The organism is Jiella sonneratiae, from assembly GCF_017353515.1.
GTDB classification, from domain to species: domain Bacteria; phylum Pseudomonadota; class Alphaproteobacteria; order Rhizobiales; family Rhizobiaceae; genus Jiella; species Jiella sonneratiae.
This window is the reverse complement of record NZ_JAFMPY010000017.1, coordinates 50,646-63,282: the sequence shown is the minus strand read 5'-3', so window position 1 is coordinate 63,282 and position 12,637 is coordinate 50,646. Positions and strand designations below refer to the sequence as shown.

At 70.0% G+C, this 12,637-nt stretch carries 9 protein-coding genes and 1 pseudogene; 8 read left to right on the top strand and 2 right to left on the bottom strand.

The genetic code is table 11. The features are described from left to right. Nucleotides 1–40 precede the first annotated feature (40 nt). Complete coding sequence (gene lexA, locus J1C47_RS15455; protein ID WP_207351679.1) at nt 41–811, top strand: transcriptional repressor LexA; 771 nt, start codon at nt 41–43, stop codon at nt 809–811. A gap of 6 nt (nt 812–817) precedes the next feature. Here lexA and J1C47_RS15450 read toward each other — a convergent pair whose 3' ends face one another. Continuing rightward, nucleotides 818–3,232 (bottom strand): ComEC/Rec2 family competence protein, encoded by a 2,415-nt coding sequence (locus tag J1C47_RS15450; protein WP_207351678.1) that lies wholly within the window; start codon nt 3,230–3,232, stop codon nt 818–820. Nucleotides 3,233–3,351: 119 nt separating this feature from the next. On the opposite strand from J1C47_RS15450, the pseudogene gltX reads away from it, so the two are divergent. The 7 genes and pseudogenes from gltX to J1C47_RS24035 all read left to right on the top strand — a co-directional run. After that, nucleotides 3,352–4,788, top strand: a pseudogene (gltX, locus tag J1C47_RS15445) (glutamate--tRNA ligase); the annotation flags it as partial. 143 nt (nt 4,789–4,931) lie between these two features. After that, entirely contained in the window at nt 4,932–6,224 is a 1,293-nt protein-coding gene (gene gltA / locus J1C47_RS15440) for a citrate synthase (protein WP_207351676.1), read from the top strand. 99 nt (nt 6,225–6,323) lie between these two features. After that, entirely contained in the window at nt 6,324–6,941 is a 618-nt protein-coding gene (locus tag J1C47_RS15435) for a glutathione S-transferase family protein (protein WP_207351675.1), read from the top strand. 65 nt (nt 6,942–7,006) lie between these two features. Continuing rightward, nucleotides 7,007–7,693: a D-lyxose/D-mannose family sugar isomerase gene (locus tag J1C47_RS15430; protein ID WP_207351674.1), complete on the top strand. Its 687-nt coding sequence runs from the start codon at nt 7,007–7,009 to the stop codon at nt 7,691–7,693. Between the two features lie 267 nt (nt 7,694–7,960). Further along, on the top strand, nt 7,961–9,163 hold the full coding sequence (gene exbB / locus J1C47_RS15425) for a tonB-system energizer ExbB (protein WP_207351673.1): 1,203 nt from the start codon (nt 7,961–7,963) through the stop codon (nt 9,161–9,163). A 5-nt stretch (nt 9,164–9,168) separates the two neighbouring features. Beyond that, a complete protein-coding gene (exbD, locus tag J1C47_RS15420; protein ID WP_207351672.1) occupies nt 9,169–9,633 on the top strand; it encodes a TonB system transport protein ExbD in 465 nt (154 codons plus the stop codon). Nucleotides 9,634–9,635: 2 nt separating this feature from the next. Continuing rightward, nucleotides 9,636–10,679 (top strand): TonB family protein, encoded by a 1,044-nt coding sequence (locus J1C47_RS24035; protein WP_207351671.1) that lies wholly within the window; start codon nt 9,636–9,638, stop codon nt 10,677–10,679. Between the two features lie 89 nt (nt 10,680–10,768). On the opposite strand, the gene J1C47_RS15410 is transcribed toward J1C47_RS24035, so the two are convergent. After that, a complete protein-coding gene (locus J1C47_RS15410) occupies nt 10,769–12,568 on the bottom strand; it encodes a chloride channel protein (protein ID WP_207351670.1) in 1,800 nt (599 codons plus the stop codon). Nucleotides 12,569–12,637: the final 69 nt, after the last annotated feature.

The following is a 12,637-nucleotide window of genomic DNA, read 5'->3' as shown; positions in this document are numbered from 1 at the left end:
ACAGATAGGTTTGTTCAGGTTTTGTTTTTTGAGGTCACCGATGCTCACCCGCAAACAGCACGACCTTCTGTTGTTCATCCACGAACGGCTGAAGGAAAGCGGCGTGCCCCCGTCCTTCGACGAAATGAAGGACGCGCTGGAGCTGCGGTCGAAATCCGGCATCCATCGGCTGATCACCGCCCTCGAGGAGCGGGGCTTCATCCGCCGCCTGCCCAACCGGGCGCGCGCGCTGGAGGTATTGAAGCTGCCGGAATCGATCCGGGCCGGCCGCCCTGCCGGGGGGCCGCGGGCCGGCTTCACGCCGAGCGTCATCGACGGCAGCCTCGGCACCACGCGCGCGGAACCATCTGAAAAACCTGCTGCGGCGCCCGCCCGCCGGCCGGCTGCGGCCCTGCCGGCGCGGGCCGCACAGGCTGCCGCGGATGCCGCCGTGTCGATCCCGGTGATGGGGCGGATCGCCGCGGGCGTTCCGATCTCGGCCATCCAGAACAACACCCATTCGATCCAGGTGCCACCCGAGATGCTCGGCGGCGGCGAACATTACGCCCTCGACGTCAAGGGTGATTCGATGATCGAGGCGGGGATCCTCGACGGCGACACGGTGGTGATTCGCCGGGCCGAGACGGCGGCGCCGGGAGACATCGTGGTGGCACTCGTCGACGACGAGGAGGCGACGCTGAAGCGCTTTCGCCGCCGCGGCGACACGATCGCACTCGAAGCCGCCAATCCGGCCTACGAGACGCGGATCTTCGGCGCCGACCGGGTGAAGGTGCAGGGCCGGCTCGTCGGGCTGATCCGCCGCTATTCCTGAGCCGCATCACGGTGCGGCCGGCGCGTCGCCGCGCTGCAGCGGTTCGGCCCGTCCTTCTCGCGCGTCCGTCTGGGACGGCTTCTTCCAGTATTCCGGCCAGGGCGCCAGGCGATGGCGGTTCCACGGCTGCGGATCGGGCGGAATCGACGGCGTGACGACCGGCCTGCCGTCGCCGTCCTTTCGGGCGATGGCGATCGAACCGGTCTCCCGGAGCGTCCGCAGCGTGACGAGGACGGCGCCGGAGCGGCAGGCCTCGAGGCGGATCGCCCGGGCGACGATGGCGACGTCGCCGCCGTCGCAGGCATCGCCCGTCAGCCGGTAGTCGCTGGTCCACGCCACCTTGAGGCCGTCCCGCGTCTCGAAACGGCAGAAATCCGCGCGGCACGGCGCGGCGGGCGGGCGAAACTGACCGCTGCCGCCGGCATCGTCAGCCGCCGCCGTGCCGGCGGCACCCGGCGCCTCGCCGGCTGCATTGCCAACCGATTTGTCCGCTGCACCGATCGCGGCACTGCGCTCCCACTGCCCGGCGACGAAGCCGTTGCGGCGCCCGAGCGGATAGGTGATCGCCCCGTCCGGGCCGAAGGCGGCGAGGGTCTTGCCGTCTTCGTAGACGACGAGCTGCGGCGGCGGAGACGCGTCGCGGATGGTCAGGAGACCGGCGACGAGAAGCGGGACCGCCACGAGACGAAAGCGGCTGGCAAACAGCGAGGCCGCGAGCAGCGCCGCAGAAAGCAGGACGACGCCCGATCCGTCGATCGGGCCGGTCCCGCGGTCGGGCAGCGTATCGTAGAGCCACTCCGAGATGATGAGGACCAGCCTGATCGCCAGCCCCATCAGGCGGAAACACCAGGCATCGAGACCGAACGGCATCAGCAGCGTGCCGACGAGGCCGAGCGGCATGACGAGGAAGGTGAAGATCGGCAGCGTGAGGACGTTGGCGACGAGGCCGAAGGGCGCGACGCGGTGGAAATGGTAGGCCGCAAAGGGCGCCGTCGCCGCCCCGCCGATGATCGAGCTCGCGGCAATCGCGAGGAAGGTCCCGCCGAGGAAGCGCAGCGCCCCGGCGGTCCGGGACCGGGACGTCGGCGGCGGGCCGCGGCCGCGCCGGCGCATGAAGGCGCCGTAACCCGCGACGAGGGCGAGCGTCGCGGCGAAGCTCATCTGAAAGCTCGCGGTGGTCACCACATGCGGCGCGGCGAGGACGACGACGAGCGCGGCGATCGAGACGTTGCGCAGCGTCAGGGCCGGCCGGTCGACGAGGACGGCCGACAGCATCACCGCGAGCATGACGAAGGCACGCCCGGTCGCGACGTTGCTGCCCGACAGGACCAGATAGAAGGCGGCGACGGAAAGCGCCGCGAGGGCGGCGATCTTCTTGACCGGATAGTTCAGCGACAGCGCCGGAAGCAGCGCCAAAGCCGAGCGGATGAGGAGGAGCACGGAGCCTGCGACGATGGCGAGGTGCAACCCCGAGATCGACAGGACATGGGCGAGGCCGACGCCGCGCAGCCAGGTTTCGGCCTCGTCCGGAATGCCGGTCCGCTCGCCGGTGACGAGGGCGGCCGCGATGGCGCCCGCCTCGCCGCCGCCAGCGGCTTCTTCGATGCGCCCGGTCATCGCGCCGCGCAGCCCCTCCAGCCGGATCGCCAGGTCGCCGATCGGACCCGGCGCCGGCGGCGGCGCGAGGCCGCTCGCCGGTTCCTCGTCCGGCCGCCCGAGCGCGAAGCCGATCGCGCCGACCCCTTCGAAAAACGGCTGATAGGCGAAATCGTGCATGCCGGGCGCGGCGGGCCCGGAGGGCGGCCCGAGCCGCACGAGGCCGTAGAAGGCATCGCCCGGCGCCTTCGGCCGGTGCCGCGCCGAGACGAGGATGCGCACCCGCTCCGGCGGCCGCGACAGGACCGGGCGGACGGTGCCGGAAATCGCCACGAGGTAGCGCATGCGGCCCTTGTCGTCGCGCGTCGCCGACAGCACTCTTCCGGCGATGCGGGTCGTCGCAGTGCCGGAGATGACCGTGGTCGGCGTCCCCTCGGCCTCGGCGATCGAGAACAGGGCGCCGACGAGCGACAAGGCGAGGAAGAAGAGCAGTGCCCTGAGGGCGGGGCGGGCGGCGACGCGCTGTCCGAGGAGGGCGAGCGTCAGCGCCGCGGCGCAGGCGGCGAAAGGGTTCGGCCGCCAGTCGAGGGCATCGACAGCGACGGTTCCGACGATCAGCCCGACGGGAAGGATGTGGAAGCTCGAGCGGTGCGCGGCCTCGACGGCCACCTGCCGGGCGAGCCACGCCGCGAGCCGGGCGCCGGGCGGCGCATCCTCGGACCAGCCGCCGCCTTCCCCCTCGCCGGCGCGGCTAAGGCCGCGTATCCGCGCGAGCCAGCCGCCGGCGTCCGCTGCCGGCCTGCCGATCCTCAGGCGGTCCCTCAATGGCGCTCCGGGCAACGGCCGTCCCGCCCCTTGCTTGCACCTCGACGCGCCTATGCTACACAGCCGGCGCAGGAATGCGACGTCTTCGACACTTCGCCCGCGCCGATTTCCTTCCCCTGACTGGAGCCACCATGGCGGACACCGTCGTCACCCGCTTTGCCCCCTCGCCCACCGGCTTCCTCCATATCGGCGGCGCCCGCACGGCGCTGTTCAACTGGCTCTATGCCCGCGCCAAGGGCGGCCGCATGCTGCTCAGGATCGAGGACACCGACCGCGCGCGTTCGACCGAGGCGGCGGTCAAGGCGATCATCGACGGGCTCGACTGGCTGGGGCTCTCCGCCGACGAGCCGCCGGTCTCGCAGTTCGAGCGGTCTCCCCGGCACCGCGAAGTCGTCGAGGAGATGATCGCGAGGGGCGAGGCCTATCGCTGCTACACCAGCCAGGCCGAGCTGGAAGAGCTGCGGGAGAAGGCGCGCGCCGAGAAGCAGCCACCGTCCGTCGCGACACGCCTGTGGCGTGATCGCGATCCCGCCGAAGCGCCGGAAGGCGTCCCCCCCGTCGTCCGCCTGCGCGCACCGCTCGAGGGCGAGACCATCGTCCGCGACGAGGTGCAGGGCGACGTGCGCTTCGCCAACAAGGACCTCGACGATCTCGTCCTCCTGCGCTCGGACGGCTCGCCGACCTACATGCTCGCCGTCGTCGTCGACGACCACGACATGGGCGTGACCCACATCATCCGCGGCGACGACCACCTGACCAACGCCGGCCGCCAGACGCTGATCTACAAGGCGATGGGCTGGGACGTGCCGGTGATGGCGCACATCCCGCTGATCCACGGGGCGGACGGGGCGAAGCTCTCCAAGCGCCACGGCGCCCTCGGCGTCGAGGCCTATCGCGAGATGGGCTATCTCCCCGTCGCGCTGCGCAACTATCTCGTCAAGCTCGGCTGGAGCCACGGCGACGACGAGATCATCTCGCCGGCGCAGATGATCGAATGGTTCGACCTGCCGCAGATCAACAAGGGTGCGGCGCGCTTCGACTTCAAGAAGCTCGAGGCGATCAACGGCCACTGGATCCGGGCGAGCGAGGACGGCGACCTCGTCGCCATGCTGATGGACAGCCGCGACGTTTTGCCGAACGGCGCGATCCTGAAGCAGGCGGACGACGCGAGCGTCCGCGCCCGGCTGGCCGAGGCGATGCCCGGCCTGAAGGATCGGGCGAAGACCCTCGTCGAACTCGCCGACGGTGCGGCCTTCCTGTTCGCGGCGCGGCCGCTGGCGATGGAGGAGAAGGCCGAGGCCGTCCTCGCCGACGGCGGCCGGAAGGTGGTCGCCGAGCTGCTGCCGCTTTTCGAGGCAGCCGCCGAATGGGACGCCGCGGGCCTCGAGGCGATCGTCCGGAACTATGCGGAAGCGGCCGGGATCAAGCTCGGCAAGGCCGCGCAACCCCTCCGTGCCGCCCTCACCGGCCGCACGACCTCTCCCGGCGTCTTCGACGTCCTCGCGGTGCTCGGACGCGCCGAAAGTCTTGGCCGTCTAAACGACCAGGCGGGCTGACGAACGGGCGGCTCTTATTGCGCCGCAGCAGGCTTGGAGGCATAACTTGTCGACCTGCAGCCTTTGGAGTAGGCAGGTCATGGCTGAAACGTGTGCGCTGCGAAAATCGCTTTCTCAGCCGCGATTCATGAAAGGACGACCGCATGACAGAACAGTCGGCGAAACTCAATTTCGGATCGACGGAAGCCGGTCTGGCGATGCGTAGCGGCACCCTCGGTCCGGACGTGATCGACATCACCACGCTCTACAAGCAGGGCGGCGTGTTCACCTACGATCCCGGGTTCTCCTCGACGGCGTCCTGCGAATCGAAGATCACCTATATCGACGGCGACGAGGGCGTCCTGCTCCATCGCGGCTATCCGATCGACCAGCTCGCCGAGCGCGGCGACTATCTCGAGACCTGCTACCTGCTGCTCTACGGCGAGCTGCCGACCCAGCGGGAGAAGGACGACTTCGTCTACCGCGTCACGCGGCACACGATGATCCACGAGCAGATGAGCCGCTTCTACACCGGCTTCCGCCGCGACGCCCATCCGATGGCGGTCATGTGCGGCTCGGTCGGCGCGCTTTCGGCCTTCTATCACGACTCGACCGACATCGCCGATCCTCACCAGCGCATGGTGGCCAGCCTGCGCATGGTCGCCAAGATGCCGACGATCGCCGCGATGGCCTACAAGTACCACATCGGCCAGCCCTTCGTTTATCCGCGCAACGACCTGTCCTATTCCGAAAACTTCCTGCACATGTGCTTCGCGGTGCCCTGTGAGCCCTACCGGATCAACCCGGTGCTCGCCCGCGCCATGGACCGGATCTTCATCCTCCACGCCGATCACGAGCAGAACGCCTCGACCTCGACGGTGCGCCTCGCCGGCTCGTCGGGCGCCAACCCGTTCGCCTGCGTCGCGGCCGGCATCGCCTGTCTGTGGGGGCCGGCCCATGGCGGCGCCAACGAGGCGGCGCTCAACATGCTGATGGAAATCGGCTCGAAGGACCGCATCCCGGAATTCATCGCAAGGGCCAAGGACAAGAACGATCCGTTCCGTCTCATGGGCTTCGGCCACCGGGTCTACAAGAACTACGATCCGCGCGCCAAGATCATGCAGCAGACCTGCCACGAGGTGCTCGACGAACTCGGAATCAAGGACGACCCGCTGCTCGAAGTGGCGATGGAACTCGAGCGGATCGCGCTGACCGACGAGTACTTCGTCGAGAAGAAGCTCTATCCGAACGTCGACTTCTACTCCGGCATCACGCTCAAGGCGCTCGGCTTCCCGACGACGATGTTCACGGTGCTGTTCGCCGTCGCCCGCACCGTCGGCTGGATCGCCCAGTGGAAGGAGATGATCGAGGATCCGCATCAGCGCATCGGCCGTCCGCGCCAGCTCTATACCGGCGCCCCGCATCGCGACTACGTCTCGATCGACGAGCGCGCCTGAGCGGGCCGAGACTCGCCTCTCGCACCGAACATCACGAGCCCCGCCTTTCCGGTGGGGCTCGTGCGTTTCAGAGACCGTAACGGCAAGGGAGGAGCCGCGATGAAGATCTGGGGCCGCAACAATTCCATCAACGTCCGCAAGGTGCTCTGGTGCGCCGAGGAACTCGGCGTCGCCTACGAGCGCGTCGAGGCGGGCGGCGCCTTCGGCGTCGTCGACACGCCGGCCTACCGGGCCCTCAATCCGAACGGCCGCGTCCCGACGCTTCAGGACGGCGAGCTCGTCCTGTGGGAATCGAACGCCATCGTCCGCTATCTCGCCCGCCGATACGGCGCCGGGCGCTTCGCGGCCGACGACCCGGCCGCCTTCGCGAGCGCCGACAAGTGGATGGACTGGGCCTCGACCAGCTTCGGCGGCCCCTATCGCGACGTCTTCTGGAACATGGTGCGGATGACGCCGGAAACCCGCGATGCGGCCGCGGTCGAGCGCGGCCTCGCCGAATGCGGCCGGCTGCTCGAAATCCCCGAGGCACAGCTTTCCCGCACGCCCTATCTGTCAGGCGAGGATCTCGGCATCGGCGACATTCCGCTCGGCTGCGCCGCCTATGGCTGGTTCGAGATGCCCATCGAGCGGCCGGATTTCCCCAATCTCGCCGCGTGGTATGAACGGCTGAAGCAGCGGCCGGCCTATCGCGCCGGCGTGATGACGCCGCTGACCTGAGTCGGCGGCGGCCAAGGCGGCCCGGCAGGTCTTCGCCGCGGCGTCGAGATTGGGAGGAACCAGCGATGAAGCGATCGACGATCAACCAGATCATCCACGAGGGCGACGCCTTCATCCGCTCCTTCGGCTATGTCCTGCCGCCCTTCGCCTATCTGTCGCCGGACGAGATGCGGGCGCGGCGGGGCGAGATCTCCGGCATCGTCGAGGCCGGCCTCGGCTGGGACGTCACCGACTACGGCCAGGGCCGCTTCGACGACCTCGGCCTCTTTCTCTTCACCGTCCGCAACGGCCGGGCCGAGGATCTCTCCCGCGGCCGCGGCATGCTCTACGCCGAAAAGGCGATGATCTCGCGCAGGGACCAGCTCTCGCCGATGCACCGGCACGTGGTGAAGGCCGAAGACATCATCAATCGCGGCGGCGGCAGTCTCGTTCTCGAACTCTTCATGTCGGACGAAAGCGGCGCCGTCGACGAGACCGCCGAGGTCCGCGTCCCGACCGACGGGGTCTGGCGGACGTTGCCGGCGGGCGGCCGCCTGAAGCTCGAACCCGGCGAGAGCGTGACGCTGCTGCCGGGCGTCTGGCACGCCTTCTGGGCCGAAGACGCGGACGTCTTCATCGGCGAAGTCTCGACCGTCAACGACGACCGCACGGACAACGTGTTCCGCGAACCGATCGGCCGCTTCGCCGAGATCGAGGAAGATGAGGCGCCGCTGCACCTCCTCGTTTCCGACTATGACCGGCTGCTCGGCTGAAGCTCGTCCATCCGGATCAGTCTAGAATTACTCCAAATTACTTGCGCCCTCTGGCTCGATTCCGGCGATGGTCAAAAATCATCGCGGGGATCGGCGACGATTTCTGGCGGAATCGTCCGGCAATCGTGCGGTATAAGTTGACGAAAGTCGTCATCTTTCCATAAAGGAGGCGAGACGACCGGGCGCGCCGGGGCCGGCCATGCCGCTGCCGGGGCGAGCGTCCGCCCTCCATGCCGCGCCGAAAGCCTCAGGGACATGCAGTCCGCCATGCGTATCGTATCGATTTCTCCGCTCCTGCGGGCCGCCCTGCTGGTCGCCGCCGCGTCATTCGTCCAAGACGGCGTCGCCCTCGCCCAGCAGCCGGCGCCGACCGCCGGCACCGCCGGCACCGCCGACGGGACCGCTCCCAAACCGGCCGCGACGGACGACACCCCGTCGCGCGGCGATGCCGCTCCGGCGGCGGCGAGCGACGCTGCCGGCGACACGGGGAGCGCCGGGACCACCGGCCGCGTCGTGCCGGGGCCGGACCAGGGCGCCGGAGCCGCGGCTGGAGCGGGTCAGGTGTCGCCGTCCGCTGCCGATGCCCGCACGACGACACCCTCCGTCGACGGCAGCGCACCCGCCGGGTCCGGCACACCCGCCGCCGGCACGCAGGACGCCGCGCCGGCGACGGCGGAGACGCCCGGAACAGGCGGAACGGCAGAGAATCAGTCGGCCGAAGGCCAGGCCGCCGAATTCCGCGAGCCGCGCGACGAAAAGCTGCCGCACGACCTCTCGCCGCTCGGCATGTTCCTCGCCGCCGACTGGGTGGTGAAGGGCGTGATGATCGCCCTCGGCCTCGCCTCGCTCGCCACCTGGACGATCCTTGTCGTGAAGGGCCTCGAAGTCTCCTCCGCCAAGTGGCGGGCGCGGCGCGGGGTGCGCCGCCTCGCCCGGGCTGATTCCCTCGGCGATGCGATCGGCGACGAACGCAGCGGGGCGAAATGGCGGGGGCCGGTCGGCGCCCTCGCCCGCGCCGCAGCCTTCGAATGGCGGCGCTCCACGGGCCTGTCCGCCGAAGGCGTCAAGGAGCGGGTGGCGATCGCGCTCGCCCGCATCGAGGCGAATGCCGGCCGCTCGCTCAATCGCGGCACCGGCCTCCTCGCGACGATCGGCTCGATCGCCCCCTTCGTCGGCCTGTTCGGTACGGTCTGGGGCATCATGAACGCCTTCATCGGCATCAGCGAGGCCAACACCACCAATCTCGCGGTCGTCGCGCCGGGCATCGCCGAGGCGCTGCTGGCGACGGCGATCGGCCTCGTCGCGGCGATCCCGGCGGTCATCGTCTACAACGTCTTCGCCCGCGCCATCGCCGGTTACCGCGGCATCCTGTCGGACGGCTCGGCGCTGGTCATGCAGCACCTGTCGCGCGACCTCGAACGGCGCCAGGCCGAGGCCGAACCCCTGCCCTTCGCCCGGGCAGCGGAGTAGAGCCGATGGCCGTGAAGCTCGACGGCGGCGGCGACGAGGGTCTCGGCGAAGTCTCCGAGATCAACGTCACGCCCTTCATCGACGTGATGCTCGTCCTCCTCATCATCTTCATGGTGGCGGCGCCGCTTTCGACCGTCGACGTTCCGGTCGACCTGCCGATGTCGAACGCCGAACCGCAGGAGCGGCCGGACGAGCCGGTCTATCTGACCATCCAGGAGGACCTCTCGCTCAGCCTCGGCGAAAGGCCCGTCGCGCGCGACGCCCTCGCAGCCGGCCTCGATGCGGCGACCAAGGGCAACCGCGACGAGCGGATCTTCCTGCGGGCCGACGGCTCGGTCCCCTATTCCGACATCATGGACGTGATGAACGCGCTCAGGAATGCCGGCTATCTGAAGATCGGGCTGGTCGGCCTCGAGGATCTCGGCAAGTCGGATCCCGAGGCGGGTTGCCCGGACGAAGCCGGACGGTAGAGATGGCGCGCCGGAACGATCTTTCCGCCGTTCCCTTCGCAGGGTCGCCGCGCGGCGTCCGCGGCGAGGTCTGGCTGATCGCCGGGCTCGCCGTCCTGATCGCTCATGGCGCCGCGGCCTATGCGTTGATGACCGCCGCCCCCGAAGCCCCGCCCCCCGGTGCCCAGCAGGCGCCGGTGCTGATCGATCTGACGCCGCCGGCCCAGTCGCAGGAATCGCGCGCCGTGGAGGATGCCGCGCCGTCGCCGGAAACCGTCGATACGCCCGAGGCGCAACCGAACGAGCAGCCGACGGAGGAGAGCCCGGAACCGGAGGCCGAGACGCCGCCGGAGCCGGAGCCTGAGGCCCCGGCGGAAAAGGTCGAGCAACCGGTCCCGGAAACGCCGGCTCCCGAACCGCAGGAACAGGCCGAGGAGCCGACGCCGGATCCGGAAGTCGCCTCCGCCGAGCCGCAACCCCTCCCCGAACCGGAGGAGACGACGCCGGAAATCCCGGATGCCGTGCCGCTGCCGAAGCCCGCGCCCGAGATCCCGGACGCGACACTGCTGCCCTCCGAGGTTCCGCTGCCGACCGCCCGTCCGGCGCCCCCGAAGGTGCGCGAGGCGGCGCGGGAGGCTCCGAAGCGCGAAACTCCGAAAAGGACGGTGCGCAAGACCCGCAAGACCGCCGAAGCGCCGGCGAAGAAGCCGCAGAAGGTGCGCCAGCGCCAGTCCGCCCGCCCCTCCGTCGCCTCGCGCGGCCAGGCGCGGCGCGAGGTCTCGCAGGGCGCCAGCGTCTCGCGCTCGCAGATCGCCCGCTGGCAATCGCAGGTCCAGGCGCGGCTGAACCGCTATTCGCGGAGCTTCTCCGGCCGGGGCTCCGGCACCACGCGGATCGCCTTTTCGATGGATGGCAGCGGCCGGGTGACGGGCGTTCGCGTCGTCGGCTCCAGCGGCAACGCCTCGCTCGACGGCCTCGCCGTCCAGCTGGTGCGGCGGGCGAGCCCCTTCCCCGCTCCGCCGTCCGGAAACCGCGTGTCGCTGACCGTGCCGGTGCGCATCCGCTGATCGTCCGAAGCAAGCGGCCGGACCGGCGTTCCGGAGCGCGGGCACGCAAATTCGCCCGGAACGAGTGGCGCCTTCTTCGGCCCCGGCCGTCAGGCCCGCTCCCCGAACAGATCCCGCTGGTTCTTCTCCATCTCCTCGGCGTAGCGCTTCCGGACGAAGCTCTCCGAAAGCAGCCCCAGAACCTTGCCGTCCGCCCCGATGACGGCGAGTTCGTCGGCGCTCGCCGCGTCGAAGGCCTCCATCACCTTGGCGATGTCCATCTCCGGCGTCAGCGCCGCATCGGCGAGGACGGCGAGGTCGGAGACCGGCGAGCCGGTGTCGACGCTGTCGGCATAGGCCGTCGGGGTGACGACGATGCCGGCATAGCGGTCGGCCTCGTCGACGAGGACGACGCGCGACGTCGAGCCGAGCGGATAGCGCCTGCGGAACTCGGCGACGGTGAGGCCGGCCGGCGTCGCCCGCGTCTCGCGGCGCATCATGCGGCCGGCGGTCAGGGTCTTCACCCAGCCGACGTCCCGCGCCGAGCGGATCGTCTCGCCTCTGAGATGCAGCCGCCAGGTCGAGAAGGAATAGCCGAAGAAGACCCTGACGAGGGTGCTGGCGACCAGCGCGCCGACGAGGACGACGCCGGTCAAAGAGAGGTTCTGCGTCGTCTCGAGGACGAGCATCGCCATGGTCAGCGGCCCGCCGATGACCGCGACGGCGAGCCCCGCCATGCCGACGAGCGCGGCGTGCGGCGTCTCGACGACGACGTGGCCGGAAAGCAGGAACAGCGTGTCGGCATAGAGCTGGCCGCACAGCGAGCCGACGAAGAGCGAGGCGAAGAACAGCCCGCCGCGAAAGCCGAAGCCGAGCGAGACGATCGAGGCGGCGGACTTCGCCAGGATGACGGTCAGGACGACGAGCGTCGGCAGGCCGCCTGAAATGTCGAGATAGAGTGCCGAATGCCCGGACGAGAGGACCTGCGGGGTGACGAGGCCGAGCGGCACCAGGAGCGCGCCGCCGATCGCCGGCCGCGCCCAGCGGGGAATCTTCAGCCGGCGCGTGACGTCCTCGACGACGGAGATGGTGCGCATCAAAAGGATGGCGAAGCCGGCGCAGAGCGCGGCGAGCGCGACATAGAGAAGATAGTGCGTGAGGTCGATGGCGCCGGAGCCGCCGGAGGCGATGAGATAGGGCGATTCGCCGAGGCTGCGGGCGGTCAGGACGGCCGAGACGCAGGCCGCCGCCACCGGCGCGATGGTCGAGGGCGTATAGGCGCCCATGACGATCTCGAAGGCGTAGAAGGCGCCTGCGAGCGGCGTGCCGAAGGCGGCGGCGATGCCGGCCCCGGCGCCGGCGCCGACGAGGGTGCGCAGGTCCGAGCGGCGCACCGCGAGCCAGCGCCCGGCAAAGGACGCAAAGCCCGAGCCCATCTGCGCATAGGCGGCCTCGAGCCCGACCGAGGCGCCGGCGCCGTTGGAGATCAGCGTCTGGCCGGAGACGATCAGGCTGTCCTTCATCGACATCTGGCCGCCATGCAGCGCATTCGCCTCGACCGCGTCGACGAGGGCCCGGCGGCGGGCGCGCACGAGGTAGGTGAACAGCGCGAGGACGGCGCCGCCCGCCGGCAGGGCGAGAAGCTGGACAAAGGAAAGATGCGGCTGCGTGCTGAGGCGGTCGGAGAGCGAGGGAAGCTGGTAGACAAGCCACTGGATCCCGTGCGCTGCGAGTTGCAGGCCGACGGTCATCGCACCGGCGCAGGCGCCGAGCAGCGCGGCGAGCGCGGTGAACCAGATTTCGCTGGAACGCAGTTCGGCGCGCAGGCGCTCGATCAGCCGCGACAGCCGCCCGCCCTCGTCGGGGGAGGCGTCGCCGGCGGCGGGAGAAGGAGTGTTGACGAGGGACATCGGAAGAACGGTTCGGGCACGCCGGAAGGACGCGCCCGCGGCTTGGCAGGGCGGAATGGATCGGCGTTC

Coding starts and splice junctions, on each gene's coding strand:
- exbB (WP_207351673.1), top strand. CDS start 7,961: ATGCGTATCGTATCGATTTCTCCGCTCCTGCGGGCCGCCCTGCTGGTC.
- J1C47_RS15410 (WP_207351670.1), bottom strand. CDS start 12,568: ATGTCCCTCGTCAACACTCCTTCTCCCGCCGCCGGCGACGCCTCCCCC.
- lexA (WP_207351679.1), top strand. CDS start 41: ATGCTCACCCGCAAACAGCACGACCTTCTGTTGTTCATCCACGAACGG.
- J1C47_RS15430 (WP_207351674.1), top strand. CDS start 7,007: ATGAAGCGATCGACGATCAACCAGATCATCCACGAGGGCGACGCCTTC.
- gltA (WP_207351676.1), top strand. CDS start 4,932: ATGACAGAACAGTCGGCGAAACTCAATTTCGGATCGACGGAAGCCGGT.
- J1C47_RS15435 (WP_207351675.1), top strand. CDS start 6,324: ATGAAGATCTGGGGCCGCAACAATTCCATCAACGTCCGCAAGGTGCTC.
- exbD (WP_207351672.1), top strand. CDS start 9,169: ATGGCCGTGAAGCTCGACGGCGGCGGCGACGAGGGTCTCGGCGAAGTC.
- J1C47_RS24035 (WP_207351671.1), top strand. CDS start 9,636: ATGGCGCGCCGGAACGATCTTTCCGCCGTTCCCTTCGCAGGGTCGCCG.